Annotated in this window: 16 protein-coding genes; 9 read left to right on the top strand and 7 right to left on the bottom strand. The window is 46.2% G+C overall.

Annotated elements, in window-relative coordinates; translation table 11 throughout:
- Positions 1–392 precede the first annotated feature (392 nt).
- Entirely contained in the window at positions 393–569 is a 177-nt protein-coding gene (locus tag Q338_RS14515; protein ID WP_156961061.1) for a hypothetical protein, read from the top strand.
- 80 nt (positions 570–649) lie between these two features.
- A complete protein-coding gene (gene putA, locus Q338_RS08215) occupies positions 650–4,255 on the top strand; it encodes a bifunctional proline dehydrogenase/L-glutamate gamma-semialdehyde dehydrogenase PutA (protein WP_034294084.1) in 3,606 nt (1,201 codons plus the stop codon).
- A 172-nt stretch (positions 4,256–4,427) separates the two neighbouring features.
- Here the strand turns inward: putA and Q338_RS08210 are convergent, their stop codons facing one another.
- Complete coding sequence (locus Q338_RS08210) at positions 4,428–4,745, bottom strand: hypothetical protein (RefSeq protein ID WP_034294082.1); 318 nt, start codon at positions 4,743–4,745, stop codon at positions 4,428–4,430.
- A 106-nt stretch (positions 4,746–4,851) separates the two neighbouring features.
- The gene (locus tag Q338_RS08205) at positions 4,852–7,203 is read right to left on the bottom strand and encodes a lytic transglycosylase (RefSeq protein WP_245946751.1); all 2,352 of its coding nucleotides are present in this window, start codon (positions 7,201–7,203) and stop codon (positions 4,852–4,854) included.
- A 197-nt stretch (positions 7,204–7,400) separates the two neighbouring features.
- Between Q338_RS08205 and Q338_RS08200 the strand changes: the two genes are divergently transcribed.
- Together Q338_RS08200 and Q338_RS08195 are read left to right on the top strand one after the other, a co-directional pair.
- Positions 7,401–8,096, top strand: a complete 696-nt coding sequence (locus Q338_RS08200) for a class I SAM-dependent methyltransferase (RefSeq protein ID WP_034294080.1) — start codon at positions 7,401–7,403, stop codon at positions 8,094–8,096.
- 21 nt (positions 8,097–8,117) lie between these two features.
- Complete coding sequence (locus Q338_RS08195) at positions 8,118–8,864, top strand: class I SAM-dependent methyltransferase (RefSeq protein WP_034294078.1); 747 nt, start codon at positions 8,118–8,120, stop codon at positions 8,862–8,864.
- A gap of 51 nt (positions 8,865–8,915) precedes the next feature.
- Here the strand turns inward: Q338_RS08195 and ppsR are convergent, their stop codons facing one another.
- On the bottom strand, positions 8,916–9,731 hold the full coding sequence (gene ppsR / locus Q338_RS08190; RefSeq protein WP_034294076.1) for a posphoenolpyruvate synthetase regulatory kinase/phosphorylase PpsR: 816 nt from the start codon (positions 9,729–9,731) through the stop codon (positions 8,916–8,918).
- A gap of 144 nt (positions 9,732–9,875) precedes the next feature.
- On the opposite strand from ppsR, the gene purE reads away from it, so the two are divergent.
- The 4 genes from purE to Q338_RS08170 all read left to right on the top strand — a co-directional run bounded on the left by purE (position 9,876) and on the right by Q338_RS08170 (position 13,487).
- Positions 9,876–10,367, top strand: coding sequence for a 5-(carboxyamino)imidazole ribonucleotide mutase (purE, locus tag Q338_RS08185; protein WP_034294074.1), 492 nt, complete (start codon positions 9,876–9,878; stop codon positions 10,365–10,367).
- A 197-nt stretch (positions 10,368–10,564) separates the two neighbouring features.
- Complete coding sequence (hemH, locus tag Q338_RS08180; protein WP_034294086.1) at positions 10,565–11,611, top strand: ferrochelatase; 1,047 nt, start codon at positions 10,565–10,567, stop codon at positions 11,609–11,611.
- Between the two features lie 51 nt (positions 11,612–11,662).
- Positions 11,663–12,001, top strand: a complete 339-nt coding sequence (locus Q338_RS08175; protein WP_034294072.1) for a P-II family nitrogen regulator — start codon at positions 11,663–11,665, stop codon at positions 11,999–12,001.
- A gap of 67 nt (positions 12,002–12,068) precedes the next feature.
- Positions 12,069–13,487: a DUF2130 domain-containing protein gene (locus Q338_RS08170; protein WP_034294070.1), complete on the top strand. Its 1,419-nt coding sequence runs from the start codon at positions 12,069–12,071 to the stop codon at positions 13,485–13,487.
- Between the two features lie 103 nt (positions 13,488–13,590).
- Here Q338_RS08170 and Q338_RS14510 read toward each other — a convergent pair whose 3' ends face one another.
- From Q338_RS14510 to yajC, 4 genes are all read right to left on the bottom strand, one after another.
- Entirely contained in the window at positions 13,591–13,740 is a 150-nt protein-coding gene (locus Q338_RS14510) for a hypothetical protein (protein WP_156961060.1), read from the bottom strand.
- 108 nt (positions 13,741–13,848) lie between these two features.
- A complete protein-coding gene (gene secF, locus Q338_RS08165) occupies positions 13,849–14,787 on the bottom strand; it encodes a protein translocase subunit SecF (RefSeq protein WP_034294068.1) in 939 nt (312 codons plus the stop codon).
- 2 nt (positions 14,788–14,789) lie between these two features.
- Positions 14,790–16,613 carry a protein translocase subunit SecD gene (gene secD / locus Q338_RS08160; RefSeq protein WP_034294066.1) on the bottom strand — a complete coding sequence of 608 codons (1,824 nt, stop codon included), beginning with the start codon at positions 16,611–16,613 and terminating at the stop codon, positions 14,790–14,792.
- A 132-nt stretch (positions 16,614–16,745) separates the two neighbouring features.
- The gene (yajC, locus tag Q338_RS08155) at positions 16,746–17,078 is read right to left on the bottom strand and encodes a preprotein translocase subunit YajC (RefSeq protein WP_034294064.1); all 333 of its coding nucleotides are present in this window, start codon (positions 17,076–17,078) and stop codon (positions 16,746–16,748) included.
- A 353-nt stretch (positions 17,079–17,431) separates the two neighbouring features.
- Between yajC and Q338_RS08150 the strand changes: the two genes are divergently transcribed.
- A partial coding sequence (locus Q338_RS08150; protein WP_034294061.1) for a transposase family protein occupies positions 17,432–17,642 on the top strand: 211 nt, incomplete at its 3' end.

Raw genomic sequence — 17,642 nt, 5'->3', positions numbered from 1 at the left:
CAAAGCATCTTTCGCGTTGGTTTGGAGCAGCTTGCCAAAGCCGCCATGTTGATGATGGCAACTTTGGACTATTTTTCAAACCCAAAACAGGTCGTCCGATTTTTTGTCGTGTACTGAAAGGCTGCCTGAAAGCTGTATAAATGGCAGTTTCAGGCAGCCTGAATTATTTTTTTATTCGTTTAATCAATCTATTATTTCTTTCAGGCTGCCTGATAATACACAACAAAAACCGTAGGGTGCGCCGTGCGCACCAAATGACTGAATAATTTAAATATTGTGGCAGATTTGGTGCGTAATACGCACCCTACATTTTCATGCTGCCTTAGGGGCTAATGAGAATTTGGGCGCGAGCTTGGTTTTGCAGATAAATTCGTTCAATTCAAGGCGAAAATGTGAGCCAATGCCGTCCATTGGCGAATATTTTCAACGCAGAATTGAACAAATTTAGCGCAAAATCCAACCGCGAACAAATTGTCATTAGCCCCTACAGTACACGACAATTTTTGCGTGATTTCCGTAGGTCGGGCATTTATGTCCGACACAATATACCGTCATCATGTCGAGCATAAATACCCGACCTACAACAAATCGTGTACGATAAGGCAGCCTGAAAACCAAATTTCCCCAAAAAATCAAAGGAAAACCCAAAATGTTCCACTTTGCTCACCCCATTCAATCGCCGCTCCGTCAAGCCATCACCGCCGCCTATCGCCGCGATGAGCTGGACGCGGTACAAGATATGCTGCAACAAGCGCGTATGACCGAAGACGAACAAGCCGCCGCCACCGAATTAGCCAAAAAACTGGTTAGCCAAGTGCGCGAAAATCGCACCAAATCCAGTGGCGTGGACGCGCTGATGCACGAATTTTCGCTTTCCAGTGAAGAAGGTGTGGCGTTGATGTGTCTCGCCGAAGCCCTGTTACGCATTCCCGATACCGCCACGCGCGACAAGCTGATTCAAGATAAATTGGCACATGGCGATTGGCACAGCCATTTGGGGCAAAGCCCGTCTTTGTTTGTAAATGCGGCGGCGTGGGGTTTGCTGATTACGGGCAAATTAACCACCGCACCGAGCAGCGAAACACTTTCAGGCAGCCTGAACCGCGTATTGAACAAAGGCGGTGCGCCCCTGATTCGCGCAGGTGTGGATTACGGTATGCGTATGCTGGGCAAACAATTTGTTACAGGACAAACCATTGAAGAAGCACTAAAAAATGGTAAAGAACGCGAACAAATGGGCTATCGCTACTCGTTTGATATGCTGGGCGAAGCCGCGATGACCGCCGCCGACGCAGAACGCTATTATCAGGATTATGTGAACGCGATTCACGCCATCGGCAAAGATTCACAAAACGCAGGCGTGTACGATGGCAACGGCATTTCGGTAAAATTATCCGCCATTCACCCACGCTATTCGCGGGCGCAACATGAACGCGTGATGACTGAATTATTGCCCAAACTCAAACAGTTATATGTACTGGCAAAACAATACAATATCGGCTTAAATATTGACGCGGAAGAAGCCAACCGTTTGGAATTGTCGCTGGATTTGATGGAAAAATTGGTCGCCGACCCCGATTTGGCGGGCTACAAGGGCATTGGTTTTGTGGTGCAAGCGTATCAAAAACGCTGCCCATTTGTGATTGACTACTTGATTGATTTAGCAAGAAAAAACAATCAAAAACTGATGATTCGTTTGGTGAAAGGCGCGTATTGGGACAGCGAAATCAAATGGGCGCAAGTGGACGGTTTGGACGATTACCCCGTTTACACCCGCAAAGTCCACACCGATGTGAGCTATTTGGCGTGTGCGCGCAAATTATTGGACGCGCAAGACGCGGTATTCCCCCAATTCGCCACCCACAACGCCTACACGCTTGCTGCCATTTATCAAATGGGCAAAGGCAAGGAATTTGAACACCAATGCTTGCACGGCATGGGCGAAACGCTGTACGACCAAGTGGTCGGCGAACACAATTTGGGGCGGCGTGTGCGAATTTACGCACCTGTTGGCACGCATGAAACCTTGTTGGCGTATTTGGTGCGCCGCTTGTTGGAGAATGGCGCAAATACTTCATTTGTCAATCAAATTGTGGACGAAAACATCGGCATTGACGATTTGATTCGCAGCCCATTTGACACTTTGGCAAACGATGGCATTCGCCGCCACAGCGCGTTGCCCATGCCGAAAAATTTGTATGGCACGGCGCGTGTCAATTCCAAAGGCATAGATTTATCCAATGAACACAGCCTGCAAAGTTTGGAACAAGCCATGAATTTTGCCACGCGCCAACCGTTTCAGGCTGCCTGCGTGGTAAACGGCGAAACGCGCACCATCAACGCCGCCCAGCCCGTCCGCAATCCAGCTAATCACGATGATGTGGTCGGCACGGTGTCGTTTGGCAATGCGGATTTGGCGCGTGAAGCGATTGGCGTGGCGGTGGCAGCACAAGCCAAATGGTCAAATACGCCCGCCCAAACGCGTGCAGGCTGCCTGAACCGTTTTGCCGATTTATTGGAAACCAATTACGCCACCTTAATGATGTTAGCCGTGCGCGAAGCAGGCAAAACGCTGAATAATGCGATTGCGGAAATTCGGGAAGCGGTTGATTTTGCGCGTTATTACGCGGCGGAATCGGTGAACACGCTGCCTGAAAACAGTCAAGGCGCAGGCGTGATGGTTGCCATCAGCCCATGGAATTTCCCCTTGGCGATTTTTGTCGGCGAGATTACGGCGGCGTTGGCGGCTGGCAATGCGGTGGTGGCGAAACCTGCCGAGCAAACCAGTTTAATTGCCCATTTTGCCGTGAAATTATTACACGAAGCAGGTGTGCCAAAAGATGTTTTGCAACTCGTTTTGGGTGCGGGCGATGTGGGCGCGGCTTTAACGCAAGATACGCGCATTGGTGGCGTGATTTTCACGGGTTCAACCGAAGTGGCGCGTTTGATTAACCAAACTTTGGCGCAACGCAGCGACAATCCCGTATTAATCGCCGAAACGGGCGGACAAAACGCCATGATTGTGGACAGCACCGCCCTGCCCGAACAGGTCGTAGCGGACGTGTTAAATTCTGCGTTTGACAGCGCAGGTCAGCGTTGTTCCGCTTTGCGCGTGTTGTGTTTGCAAGAAGAAATCGCCGACAAATTCATTGACATGATTCAAGGCGCGATGAACGAATTGTGCGTGGGCGATACTCGCGCTTTAACCGCCGATGTGGGCGCGGTAATTGACGCAGAAGCCCAGCAAAACTTGTTGAATCACATCAACAAAATGAAAACCCGCGCCAAAGCATTTCACGAAATCAGGCTGCCTGAAAACGCGGACAACGCCACTTTTGTCGCGCCAATTATGTTTGAATTAAATGATTTGAACGATTTGGAACGCGAAGTCTTTGGACCCGTGTTGCACATTGTGCGCTATCGTGCGGAAAATTTGGATAATTTGATTCAACAAATCAATTCAAAAGGTTATGCATTAACACACGGCATTCACAGCCGCATTGACAGCACCGTAAACCACATTCGCAACCAAATTGAAGCTGGCAATGTGTATGTGAACCGCAATATTGTCGGCGCGGTGGTGGGTGTGCAGCCGTTTGGCGGACACGGTTTGTCAGGCACAGGCCCCAAAGCGGGCGGCGTGTTTTACATTCAGCGTTTGAGCCAATTGCCGCGCTGGACTTTGCCCAAATTAACCCGTTTGGGTGCAGCCGATGAAAGCGCGTTGGCAAAAGTTCAGGCTGCCTTGCACCATTTAGCCGTGTCGCCCGAAGAAAAATTGGCGTTGGCAGGCAAACTCGGTCAAGCTCGTGTCTACACCTTGCGCGGCGCGGAACAATTGCTGCCAAGCTGCACGGGCGAGCGCAACACCGCCACTTGGCACACGCCGAAACACGTTTACTTGCACGGTGGCAATTTGGTGAACGCGTTTGCCGCCCTGATTGAATTGGCGGCGGCTGGCGTGGAAACGGTGGTAGCGGCAGATTCCCCGTTGGCGGCGTATGCGACTGATTTATCTGGCTTATTGCGCGTTTCGCCACAGCCCTTGAATGAGAAAAGTGTGCAAACCCTTGTCGCATTGGACAATTTACCTGTGGACATCAAGCAAACATTAGCGGCGCGTGATGGCGCGATTGTGCGCGTGATTGATGCAACGATTGAGTTGGATATGGCAAAAGTCTATTTAGAACAATCGTGTAGCGTGAACACAACGGCGGCTGGCGGCAATGCCAGCTTGATGGCGATGGGCGATTAAAACCCAATAAATAAAGGCAGCCTGAAACCTTTCAGGCTGCCTTTATTATAGTCGCAGAACTGAAAAAACAGTACGGCGTTGCCAACGCCCTTATGTACTATTCGTACACGGCGGGCGTTGTCGCCTTGTCCTGCATTTTCATTTCTACGACTATATTTTCCAAATCAATTAGTTAAAAATCCAAATCCCCCAAAGTCGCGCAAACAATAATCCCCCCCAAACCTGCTTGCGGCGACAAATAAAAAATCTGCCACTCTTCGCCGCTATGCAAATAATACGACAACACAGGAAATTCCGCCGCAATGCGTGGCGGCAAATCCGCCAGCGAATATTCATATAAATCAAACAACACATTATGCGGAAAAAAGCCACTAAACGAAAAATCCACCACATTACAAAATTCGCGGTCGGGCAAATTCTCAAAACTCAAAATCAATTTATCTTCTTGGTGCAAATGACGCACCGCCGTCAAACGCGCATTTTTTAACATGATTTGCTCCTATTTTCAGGCAGCCTGAAACACAAACAGATTTACCCAAAAACAAGCCAAAGCTCATTTTTGGGTAAAATCATTCTAATAAAACATCAGCTTGCGATTAGCTTGGAATTAACTTCGTTTTACCAACTTGGCGCGTACCGTTCACAGGTTTCGCATTTTTACGAATACCAATGCCCTGCCCCACCGACACATCACGACTCAAACCCATAACAGCCGAAGTGCGTGCCGAAACTTTGGTAATCGAACTTTTCTTCGTGGATTGATTATTGGATTGATTGTTGGTTTTCGCATTGCCCGAAATGGACACTTTCAACACCTGCCCAATGCGAATATTGTTGCCACGCAAATTATTCGCGTTCACCAAATCCGCCACATTCAAATTGTAACGCTGCGCGATATTGAACAAGGTATCGCCTTCGCGTACACGATGGGTGGTTGCATTAGCGGCTTGTTTTTGTTCACGAATCGCTTTAGCAATTGGCTCACCCGCTTCACGCGCACGGCGCAATGCTGCCAATTCTTGTGCTTGTTTCAATTTTTCAGCGCGTAATTGTTCCTGCTCTTTGCGTTTGGCTTCTTTGGCTTCGGCAATTTTGGCGGCGGCACGTTCACGTTCTGCGGCGCGTTCCGCTTCACGTTTGGCGGCGGCTAAACGCGCTGCTTTTTCGCGTTCTGCTGCTTCACGTTTGGCTTTAGCGGCTGCGGCGTGTGCATTTTTCAAGGCTTTCGCTTTTTCATTTGCCAATGCCAACAATGGGTCTTGACGCTCTGGTGTCAAAGACGCGTAATTGTCGTTCAAATCAATTTCTACTGTTGGCGCAGTTGCCACAGGTGTGGTTTTGCCACTGATTTCTGCATCAATTTGCGCGATTTCTTCAGAGCTTAATTGAATGTCATTGCTAAATGTTGCCACTCTTTCTACAGGTGCAGTAATTGGTTCAACTTGAGTCAGTTTTTCCACTTTCTCAATTTTTTCCATTTTCACCACGTCCACTTTTTCCATTTTTTCAACTGGCGCAGCAGGCTGTGTTACACGTTCAATGGCCGGTTGTCCCACCGTTTTGAAATCAACGGCTGGCAACTGATTTGCTACCACAAAATTCTGTTGTGTCATCACCGCTTTAGGTGTGATGGCAGCCTGAATTGGCGTAGACTCTAGGCGTGGCGTAGCCGTTTCCACCAATTTCGCATTTTGGGTTTCGGCGATGAAATTGGTAATAATCGGTTGTTTTTGCTCAACAAAAGTGTCTGGTGTATTGTCTTTATCCACAGAAACGAAATTTACGGCAATGGCATTATTTGCTTTGCCATTTTTCGCCACCAATACGCTGCGACCTGCCGCCACACGGCTACCGTTCAAACCATTCAAACGGCGCAACTCATTGATATTAGTACCTGTTTGCGCGGCAATTTCAGCCACCGTCATGCTGTAGTTGGGTGTAAACACGTCCCATGACAGCAATGAGCCACCGTTATTGTTTTTGTAATTGGCTTCAAATGTTTTGGCTGATTCCACAGGCAAAAGCATTTTGCGACCGTGTTTGGGGATAAACACAGGTGTTTTAAATGCTGGGTTCAATGCCAAAAATTCGCTTTCGGAAATATTCGCCAAATGTGCTGCCGCCATGATGTCCACAGGATTGTTCACGGTTACGGCTTTGAAATAAGGCGCGTTGGCAATTTCAGGCAGCGTCAAACCAAATGACTGCGGACTACGTACCAAATTACGTACCGCCAATAATTTGGGTACATAATTACGTGTTTCGGCAGGCATTTTTAAATTTTCATAGGTAGGTGCAATACCCGATGCTTGTGCACGGCGTACGGCGCGGGTTACATTGCCTTCACCCCAGTTATACGCCGCCAATGCCAATGACCAGTCATTAAATAACCCATACAAATATTGCAAATAATTCAATGCTGCATCAGTAGCAGCATACACATCATGACGACCATCATATAATGGTGTTTGCTCCAAGCCATAATGACGACCTGTGGCAGGCATAAATTGCCACAAACCTGATGCGCCAACATGGGAATTGGCTTTGGTTACATACGCGCTTTCAATAAACGGCAGCAACGCAATTTCGGCTGGCATACCGCGTTTTTTCACTTCTTGCACGATGTGGTACATATAGGGGCGACTGCGATTGAGTGTGCGGTTGAAATAAGCACTGTTGGTCGCAAATTTGTATTCGTGGCTGCGAACGAGATTGGCATTCACTTCCGACATACGGAAATCGTTGCGCAAACTGCTCCAAACGCTGCCACCGTGTGTTCGTTTGGTATCAGCACGATGGTTATCGTACTTAATTTCATCGCTCAATGCAGATGCGTTCAATCGCATCATTGCCATACCTGCATCGTTGGACACGTTTTTCGCATGGGCAACGCTGGGGATTACGCAGAGACTGCTAACGGCAATCGCGAGTGATTTAAATGTTTTCATAGTGGTTAAAAATTGCACAATGCAAGGAAATTTGTTAGATAACATAATCGTAAGGTTTTATAGTTTATGTGTCAATCGGATAATACGGTAAAATGATGACACATAGGTTTTTTTTACCAGAATTTTAAAATAAAAAAGCAATTTGTATGCCAAATGAGACAGATTGTTGAACGTAAACTGTGTTACAAGGGGTTTTGATGGTTTATCAGGATTTGAATAATTGGCTGAATGACACGCCTTTGGGGCGATATTTAAAAAACCAAGAGTTTGATTTTATTCAGCTAAATTTAAATAATGAGCAGCCTAAAACGGTGCTGCGGGTGGGTTTAAACGTGGGTGATTTCAGGCTGCCTGAAAAATGTGCGTGTTGGTGGCAAAATCATGTGTTGCCCGCCGATGTGTTGGCAGAACATCAGCGCACGCCGTGGCAAATGCAAACTTTTGATTGTGTGGTGGCAGCGCACACTTTGGATTGTGTGGACGCGCCCGAATTGTGGTTGGCGGAAATGTGGCGGATTGTGAAACCGAATGGGCGTTTGATTTTGACGGGTTTTAATCGGCATTCGTGGTGGCGATTGGGGGCTTTGGATATTTCAGGCTGCCTGTCTTTGGCGGAAAGTAAAAAATTAATGGAATCTATGGGTTGGCAAATTGAACGGGGGCGATTTATGAATTATTTGCCGCCGATTAATTCGCAAATGGTGGTGGACAAATTGGGCTTTTTGGAATTGGTGGGCAATCGTTGGTTGCCGCACGGGGCGGCGGTGTATGGTTTGGTGTTGCGTAAAGATGTGGTGGGTGTTCACCCGCTTGGGGAGGCTGAATGGGGGGAATTAGATGAAGCGGCGGTATTGGCGTTGGCAAAACAGGCTTATTCAGGCAGCCTGAAATAATTTTTTGGAAAACACAATTGTATGAATGAAACCATTATCTATTTAAATCACGAAACCGCCCTACCCCCACATTTGGCAAACTACGCCACCGCGTTCAGGCTGCCTGAAAATGGTGTGTACTTATTATATGATGATGAAATCTTGTCTTTGGCAAAAGCGGGCGAAAAGGGGCGGGTGTGCGTAGATTTTGCAGGCGGCGCGGCACATTATCGGCGCACCAAAGGCGGCGGTGAACTGATTGGCAAAGCGGTAAACCACACCAGCCAACCCACCGTTTGGGACGCGACAGGCGGTTTGGGGCGAGACAGTTTTGTGTTGGCAAGTTTGGGTTTACAAGTACGCACGTTTGAACGCCATGCGGCGGTGTTTGCTTTGTTGATAGATGGCGTGGCGCGCGCGTTCAGGCAGCCTGAAATTGCAGAGATTGTGCAAAATATTCAATTAATTCACGGCAACGCCGCAGATTTATTTACTGAACACGCCGCACAATTCGGCAAACCAGACGTGGTGTATTTAGACCCCATGTATCCCGAACGACAAAAATCCGCCGCCGTAAAAAAAGAAATGGCGTATTTTCACGAACTGGTCGGGCAGCCTCAATGCAATGACGATGAGCAATTGTTCACTGCAGCGCGGACGGTGGCAAAAAAACGGGTGGTGGTCAAACGTCCGCGTTTGGGCGAATTTTTGTGTGGCGTGAAACCTGCGTATCAATATGAAGGGAAATCTACCCGTTTTGATGTATATTTGCCGTTTCAGGCTGCCTGAAAACAAAAAACACGTTAATTAACTGAATTAACGTGTTTTTTATTTTAAAAATTAAAATTTACGTTTTAATTTACACTCTTGCATAATATGCACCGCCAATTCTTCCACCGATTTATGGGTCGTATTGGCAAATGGAATACTGTAGCGGCGGAACATGGCTTGCGCGTCTGCCACTTCCTGTTTGCAGGTATTGATGTGCGAATAGGTAGAATTGGCACGGCGTTCTTGACGGATATGGTGTAGGCGTTCTGGCTCAATGGTTAAACCAAATAATTTGTTTTTATACGGTTTGACCATGCGTGGCAATTCGGGATTACCCAAATCATCAGGCGTGAGCGGATAGTTTGCCGCCCGAATGCCATATTGCAAAGCCAAATACAAACACGTTGGCGTTTTGCCCGAACGCGACACGCCCATTAAAATTACATCAGCTTCTTTCATGTCCACGTCTGACGAGCCATCATCATGATTTAACGCAAAATTCACCGCTTCCATACGCGCATCATAACGCTCCACATTATTGACACGGCTACGTGTGAAATGTTGTGCCCTTGTCCCCAATTCCTGCTCCAACACACCTAAAAATGCGTCAAAAAAACTCAAATGCAACGCGGGCGCAGTTTGCACCAAATGGCTGATTTCATCATTGGAAATACTAGCAAACACAATGGGCTGGACACCATCTTTATCGTAAAAAGCTTGAATTTCTTTAATCAAATCAATTGCTTTGGTTTCACTGTCAATAAATGGGCGCAGATATTGGCGAATTTTGACATTCGGAAATTGCTCCAACAACGCCCCCGCCATGTTTTCAGCAGAAATCCCCGTACGGTCGGACACGATAAAGGCGCGGCGAAAATCATTCATGATGTAAGCTCCATGTAGTGAGATGTAATTAATAAATTATATCGCAAAAGCAATGTTTCAGGCAGCCTGAAAATAAATCCACACAATCAGACAAAAAAACACTACAATTTGCCCATCTTTCCCTATTTTTACAAGGATAAGCCAATGATTAAAATCGGCATCATCATGGGCAGCAACAGCGATTGGAACGTGATGCAACACGCCGCACATTTCTTGGAACAATTTGGCGTGGCGTATGAAGCCAAAGTGGTATCGGCACACCGTACACCCGATTTGATGTTTGAATATGCCAAATCGGCAAAAGAACGAGGCTTACAAGCCATTATCGCGGGGGCTGGTGGCGCAGCGCATTTACCTGGAATGGTCGCCAGCCAAACCACTTTGCCCGTTTTGGGCGTGCCTGTACCCAGCAAATATTTACGCGGCGAAGATTCCCTATTGTCCATCGTGCAAATGCCAAAAGGTGTGCCTGTGGCAACTTTTGCCATTGGCGAAGCAGGAGCGGCAAATGCGGCTTTGTTTGCTGTGTCCTTATTGGCAAATCAGGACGCGGAATTGGCACAAAAACTCGCCGATTTCCGCGCCAAACAAACGGAAATGGTGTTGGCAATGGATTTGCCTGCCATTGATTTGTAAACTATTCAGGCAGCCTTTCGGTACACGACAATTCTTGCCAACAAGCAAAATGTAGGGGGCGTACCACGCACCAAAGCATTCAAATGACTGGCAAATTGGTGCGTAATACGCACCCTACATGCGTTTTGCTGTGTACTGTAAGGCAGCCTGAAAACTCATTCTCCCAAATCATTAAATTAATTAATCAAATACACATTATGTCATTACTCAACCAATTTAATATTGAACCCGAAATTTCATTTGAACAGCAAAATAAAATTGGCGTATTGCTGCTCAATTTAGGCACGCCCACGCAAGCTAAACCCGAAGCGGTAAAACCTTTTTTGCGGAAATTTTTAAGCGACCAACGCGTGGTGGAGTTGCCAAAAGCCATTTGGTATCCAATTTTGCACGGCATTGTGTTGCCTTTGCGCCCCAAAGTGGTGGCGGAAAATTATGAACGCGTGTGGCTAAAAGAAGGTTCACCCTTGCAAGTGTTTACCGAAAAACAAACGGCTGGTTTGCGCGAACGTTTGCCCGACACCGTGTTTATTGAATACGCGATGACTTATGGCGAGCCGTCTGTGCCGCAAATGGTGGCAAAATTAAAAGCGGCTGGCGTGGGGCGTTTGCTGGTGGTGCCGCTTTATCCTCAATACGCAGCCAGTTGCACGGCGGCGGCAGTAGATAAAGTTTTGGCAGAATTAGCCAAACAGCGCAATCAAATGTCGGTACGCACCGTGTCGCGCTTTTTCAATCACGAAGGTTATGTGAATGCTTTGGCGAACCAAATTCGCAATTACCGCGCCCAACACGGCGCAGGCGACAAATTAATGTTCAGTTTTCACGGCATTCCCTTGCGCCAACACAAATTGGGCGACCCGTATCCGCACGAATGCCACGCCACCGCCAAATTGGTGGCGGAGAAATTGGGTTTGAGCCAAAACGATTATATCGTCTCTTTCCAAAGCCAATTTGGTAAAGATAAATGGATTGAACCATCCACACAAGCCTTATTTAAATCATTGCCAAAACAAGGAGTAAAAAAATTAGATGTGATTTGTCCTGGTTTTGTGAGCGATTGTTTGGAAACAATGGAAGAAATCGCCATCGCAGGACGCGAAGAATTCCACGAAGCAGGCGGCGAAGCGTATAACTACATTCCCTGTTTGAATGCGAATGCGGAATGGTTGGACGCGCTGACTGATTTGGTCAAAGAAAATCTGTTGGGCTGGCTGAAATATGATTTGGTGGATTTGAAATAAGTTTTCAGGCTGCCTGAATATTTTTCTCTTGTAAACTGAAGGAGTTATAGTATGAAAAAAATTGAAGCCATCATCAAACCCTTTAAATTGGACGATGTGCGCGATGCCTTGATGGAAATGGGCATCACGGGCATGACCGTTACCGAAGTAAAAGGTTTTGGTCGCCAAAAAGGACACACGGAAGTGTATCGCGGCGCGGAGTATGCCGTTGATTTTCTGCCGAAAGTGAAATTGGAAATTGTGTTGTCAGACGATTTGGTGGAGCGTGCGGTGGAAGCGATTGTGGAAGTGGCGCGTTCAGGCAAAATCGGCGATGGCAAAATTTTTGTCTTGCCCGTAGAAGACGTTATCCGCATTCGCACGGGTGAACGCGCAGACGCGGCGGTTTAATTATTCACCATCAGGCAGCCTGAAAATGTTTTCAGGCTGCCTATTTATTGATTTTTAAGGAAAAAATATGCACGACATCAAATGCCCCCATTGCCAAACCGCATTCACGATTGACGAAGCGAGCTACGCCGATATTCAAAATCAAGTGCGTACCCGTGAATTTGAACAGGAAATTCACAAACAAATCAATCAAATAAAAGAAAAATACCAAAGCGATTTGTCTTTGGAAAAGGCGCAGGCGCACAGCCAATTTCAGGCTGCCTTGTCGGAAAAAGAGCAACACATCACGCAATTGCAAGCCAAATTGCACAGCCATGAAAGCGACAGCCGTTTGGCGATTTCACAGGCGGAAACGGCGTTGCGGCAGGAATTGGCTCAACGAGACGCGGAATTGCGCGAATTGAAAGCGCAGATTCAGGCACAATTGGAATTGCACAAAGCGGAAACCGCCAGCCACTACCAACAGGAATTATTAAGCAAAGACAATGAATTACGCGAATTAAAAGCCGCTTTGCAAAATCAATTGCAATTGCAAAAAATGGAAACGCAAAATTTATTATTGGAAACCAAATCGGCGAAAGAACAAGAAGTTACCTTATTGAAATCGCAAATGGATTTGCAAAAATCGCAAATGGAATTGTTGCAACAAAAATTGCAAAATGAATACGAAATCCAGTTAAAACAAAAAGATACGGAAATCGCATTCTACAAAGATTTTAAGGCGAAACAATCCACCAAAATGTTGGGCGAAAGTTTGGAGCAGCATTGTGAAATTTCGTTTAATCAGATTCGGGCGACTGCATTTCCTAAAGCCTTATTTTTTAAAGACAATGACGCGCGTTCAGGCAGCAAGGGCGATTATATTTATCGGGAAATGGACGAAAGTGGCACGGAAATTGTTTCCATTATGTTTGAAATGAAAAATGAGAACGATGAAACGGCAACCAAGAAAAAAAATGAGCATTTTTTCAAGGAATTAGACAAAGACCGCCGCGAAAAAAATTGTGAGTATGCGGTGCTGGTGTCACTACTGGAAACGGATAACGATTTGTATAATAATGGGATTGTGGACGTTTCCTATGCCTATGAAAAAATGTATGTGGTGCGCCCGCAGTTTTTTATTCCGATGATTACACTGTTGCGGAATGCGGCGTTGAACGCTTTGCAATACAAGCAGGAAATTGCCCATATGCGCGCGCAAAATATTGATATTACGAATTTTGAAAATGAGCTGAATGATTTTAAAGCGGGTTTTGACCGCAATTATCGTTTGGCGAGCGAAAAATTCGCCACCGCAATTGAGCATATTGACAAAAGTATCAAAGAATTAGAAAAAACGAAAGCGGATTTATTGTCTTCGCAGAATAATTTGCGTTTGGCGAATAATAAGGCGGAAGATTTGTCAGTCAAAAAATTAACGCGCAAAAATCCAACCATGAAAGCGAAATTTGAAGCCTTGAAACATTCGGATTTGAGCGGGGAATAAAATTCAGGCAGCCTGAAAGTATAGGTTGCCTACGGCGTGCGCTCTGTCGCCGCGCGGCGACTTACTTTTTGGAAAAGTAAGCCAAACAAAAATATTTTTAAATTCAAATGGTTTGAGCTTTCAGGCTGCCTGAACATTTTTGTCGTGTACTGTCAGACGTAGGGTGCGTGGTACGCACCCTACAGAAATTGTGTCGTGTATTGAAAGGCAGCCTGAAAAATTTTTTCAGGCTGAAACCTTTGCAACCCCCCATTTTTTGAACTTTTTTGAAAAATAAATTTCTTAAAATTCAAAATATTAAATTTTTTAAAAATCAAATTTTAGGGGGTTTGCAAAGGTTTCAGGCTGCCTGAATATTGTGTTACACGACAATCTCTTCTTTTTCGGTGTTCATTTTCATCACATTGTCGCGGTTCAAGCCAAACATCAGCAACAATGGGCTTGCGACCAACACAGACGAGTAAATGCCAAACACAATGCCAATCGTCAATGCCATCGCAAAACCATGCAATGCCGCGCCACCAAAAATCAACATCGCCAATACCATCGCTTCGGTAGAACCATGCGTAATCACGGTACGCCCCATTGTGGCGGTAATCGCGTTGTCAATCACGGCAGGCACGCTGTGATTTCGCAGGCTGCCTTTGCGGAAATTCTCGCGGATACGGTCAAACACGACCACCGACTCATTCACCGAATAACCCAGCACGGCTAACACGCCCGTCAGCACCGTTAGCGAAAATTCCCAACGGAAAAACGCAAAACAGCCTAAAATAATCACCACGTCGTGCATATTGGCAATAATCGCCGACAGCGCAAATCGCCACTCAAAGCGCATGGACAGATAGACAATAATCCCAATACACACCATGCCAATTGCCAGCAAACCATTGCTCACCAACTCTTCGCCCACCGATGGACCGATAAATTCTACTTGGCGCAAACTCGCATCGCTGCGGTCGGCTTTTAATTTTTCCATCACTTGATTGGATAATTGCGCTGATGGAATGTCAGATTTGTTGGGCAAGCGAATCATGATGTGCTTATTCGTACCCAAAGCCTGAACTTGAATTTCGCCCAAGCCGAGACTTTCCAAATTATGTCGCACTTTGTCCAAATCCGCGCCTTGTTGCTGGTATTCCACTTCCATCAGCGTGCCGCCTGTAAATTCCACCGAATAATTCAAGCCGCGTGTTACCAAGAAAAAAACCGCCAAAATAAATGTCAGCAATGAGAAAAAAGTCGTCAATTTCCCATAACTCATAAACGGAATATCGCGTTTAAACCGAAACAGTTCCATAATTATTCCTTCACTTCTTTGTCCACAACGGCAGGATAGGACACGCCAATAGACAAACCTTGTAATTTACGGCGTTTGCCGTAGCACAAATTGACCATTGCACGGAACACGACCACCGATGACACGATGGACGTAACAATCCCCAAAGAATGCACAATCGCAAAACCACGCACCGCGCCCGAACCAAAAATCAGCAATGCCGCGCCCGCAATGAAAGACGTTAAGTTGGAGTCCAAAATCGTGTCCCACGCGTGGTCAAAACCTTCTTTGATGGCAACTTGTGGTTTTTGCCCATCGCGCAATTCTTCACGAATCCGCTCGTTAATCAATACGTTGGAGTCAATCGCCATGCCCAAAGTCAAAGCCATCGCCGCAATCCCTGGCAAAGTCAGCGTAACTTGTAATGATGACAAAATACCAAATAAAAACAACAAATTAGTTGATAAAGCAATGGACGACAAGAAACCAAAAAAGCGATAGTAAACCACCATAAACAGCGTTACCACCACAAAACCCCACACGGTAGAATTAATGCCTTTGGCAATATTTTCCGCGCCCAAAGAGGGTCCAATGGTGCGTTCTTGGATAATTTCCATCGGCGCAGCCAGCGAGCCTGCGCGTAACAACAAGGACACATCATTGGCTTCGGCAGTATTTGCCATGCCTGTAATTTGTACGCGACCACCTGTAATCGGTTCATTGATGGTCGGCGCGGTAATCACTTCTGCTTTGCCTTGGTCAATCAACACCATCGCCATGCGTTTGCCTGTGTTGGCGGTGGTCAAATCGCCAAAAATAGACGCGCCTGTGCTGTCCAAACTCAAGGAAACGGCTGGGCGTTTGGTGTGGTCGTCAAAGCTGGCTTGGGCGGAATTGATGTTGTCGCCTGTCAATTCCACCTGTTTGCTGATGGGCAATTGTCTGCCTTCGCGGTCGGGCAGCACTTCATAAGTACTTGAATCAGCATTAGGATTTTCTTCCACCATACGCACTTCCAGCGTGGCGGTGCGCCCGATGATGTCTTTGGCTTTGGCGGTGTCGGTCATACCGGGAATTTGTACCATAATGCGGTCTGCGCCTGCTTGTTGAATCACAGGTTCAGAAGTCCCCAATTCATTGACACGATTATGTAAAGTCGTAATGTTTTGTTTGACCGCGTCATTGCGAATTTGCGTGAGTAATTCTTCAGGCAGTGTCAAAGTCAAAGTATTTTCATCAGCCGTCAAATTCATGCCATCAAACAATTTTTTCAATTCAGGAAAGGCTTTGTCCAAATCCGCCTTATCTTGAAATGGCACGACCACGCTGTTTTGCGTTTTGCGGATATTGCCCACGCGAATTTTTTGTTTACGCAATTCGCGGCGAATATCGCCAGCGTAGCGGTCAAGCGTTTTGTCTAATGCGGCTTTCATGTCCACTTGCATGATAAATTCCACGCCGCCGCGCAAGTCCAAACCCAAAAACATGGGATTGGCATTGATTTTTGCCAGCCATTCGGGGCTATTGGCGATTTGGTTTTGGGCAACAATATAGCCTTCACCCAAAGCACCATCAATCGCATCACGCGCCGAAATGGTTTTGCTCGCGTCCGACATACGCACTTTCAGGCTGCCTGAAGCGATAAACATGCCATCGTGTTGAATATTGGCTTGTTGCAAAGCAGCCGCCACGCGTTTTTCGGTTTCTTCGTTAATCGCCAAAGATTGACGATTAGTGGAAATTTGAATAGCGGGCGTTACGCCATAAAAATTCGGCAGCGTGTAAATAAACGCCAGCGCGATAATAAATAAAATCAGCAGATTTTTCCAAAGTGGATAACGGTTCATCAGAACCCCCAATAAGTTGAAAAGAGATAAAATCGGTTTTCAGGCAGCCTGAAAATAAAAAGCAAAGACAGCCGATACATTTTTCTGTATCGGCTTGTTTTGTTTACAAAATTTTACTTCCAAGCGGCATGATTATTCGCTTTTTTCGGCGGTTTCGGTGCTGTGGTCATCTACTTTGGCAGCGATGGCATTCACATTCACTTCCACCACAAAATTTTTGCCCAAATCCACTTTCACAATCGTTTCACCAGCCTGCACCACACGTCCATACAAACCTGATGACAACAATACACGGTCGCCTTTTTTCAGCGCAGCCACCATGGCACGGCGTTGTTTTTCCGCTTTTTGCTGTGGGCGAATCATCAAAAACCACATCACTGCAATCACCAGCAACATGGGAAGAAAATTCATCAAACCATTGGTTGCGGCAGGTGCGGCAGCGTTTGCGTAGGCAAATTCAATCATGTCAAAATCCTAGTTTCAAAATCAAAATAATCCGCGATTTTAACAGACAATTCAGTCCAACGAAACCGCGCTTTACATTCATTTGGATTCATTTGAATTTGTTGAATAAATCGCTTTCAGGCTACCTGAAAATAATGGCTTGCTGAAAATGTAAACTTTTATTAAGATGACATGGTTGCCATGACACAATATTTCACGACAAACAACAAGGAGTAAGAAAATGACGGCATTTAACCCCGTATCTTTAAGAAGGCAAAGTCGCGGCGATTACAGGCGCGGCATCGGGCATTGGCTCAGACCTGCCAAGTTCTTTTGGTGTAAAATGATAAAGTTAAACTAACGGTAATTTGACCATGCAAACTTTGGAAACCTACTTTTCAGAAATTGAAGACAAAAGACGCAGCGAAGGTAAACGTTACGCGCAAGCTAAATTATTAACAGCCATTGTGATTGCGATAATGGGTGGTGCAAAAAGCTTTCGTGATATAGACCGCTTTTTGAGTAACAATATTGACGATTTAAAACAATATCTTGCTTGGGAACGCGATGCGACACCGAGTCATG

It is taken from the genome of Alysiella crassa DSM 2578, assembly GCF_000745955.1.
GTDB classification, from domain to species: Bacteria; Pseudomonadota; Gammaproteobacteria; order Burkholderiales; family Neisseriaceae; genus Simonsiella; species Simonsiella crassa.
Note: the sequence above shows the minus strand (reverse complement) of the source record. Positions and strands in the feature narration are given on the sequence as shown.

Bases quoted from the DNA above. Each gene is read 5' to 3' on its own strand.
- Q338_RS14510 (WP_156961060.1), bottom strand. From the start codon at position 13,740: ATGGGGGGTTGCAAAGGTTTCAGCCTGAAAAAATTTTTCAGGCTGCCT.
- putA (WP_034294084.1), top strand. From the start codon at position 650: ATGTTCCACTTTGCTCACCCCATTCAATCGCCGCTCCGTCAAGCCATC.
- Q338_RS08170 (WP_034294070.1), top strand. From the start codon at position 12,069: ATGCACGACATCAAATGCCCCCATTGCCAAACCGCATTCACGATTGAC.
- Q338_RS08210 (WP_034294082.1), bottom strand. From the start codon at position 4,745: ATGTTAAAAAATGCGCGTTTGACGGCGGTGCGTCATTTGCACCAAGAA.
- secD (WP_034294066.1), bottom strand. From the start codon at position 16,613: ATGAACCGTTATCCACTTTGGAAAAATCTGCTGATTTTATTTATTATC.
- Q338_RS08195 (WP_034294078.1), top strand. From the start codon at position 8,118: ATGAATGAAACCATTATCTATTTAAATCACGAAACCGCCCTACCCCCA.
- secF (WP_034294068.1), bottom strand. From the start codon at position 14,787: ATGGAACTGTTTCGGTTTAAACGCGATATTCCGTTTATGAGTTATGGG.
- Q338_RS08175 (WP_034294072.1), top strand. From the start codon at position 11,663: ATGAAAAAAATTGAAGCCATCATCAAACCCTTTAAATTGGACGATGTG.
- hemH (WP_034294086.1), top strand. From the start codon at position 10,565: ATGTCATTACTCAACCAATTTAATATTGAACCCGAAATTTCATTTGAA.
- Q338_RS08205 (WP_245946751.1), bottom strand. From the start codon at position 7,203: ATGAAAACATTTAAATCACTCGCGATTGCCGTTAGCAGTCTCTGCGTA.
- yajC (WP_034294064.1), bottom strand. From the start codon at position 17,078: ATGATTGAATTTGCCTACGCAAACGCTGCCGCACCTGCCGCAACCAAT.
- Q338_RS08200 (WP_034294080.1), top strand. From the start codon at position 7,401: ATGGTTTATCAGGATTTGAATAATTGGCTGAATGACACGCCTTTGGGG.
- purE (WP_034294074.1), top strand. From the start codon at position 9,876: ATGATTAAAATCGGCATCATCATGGGCAGCAACAGCGATTGGAACGTG.
- ppsR (WP_034294076.1), bottom strand. From the start codon at position 9,731: ATGAATGATTTTCGCCGCGCCTTTATCGTGTCCGACCGTACGGGGATT.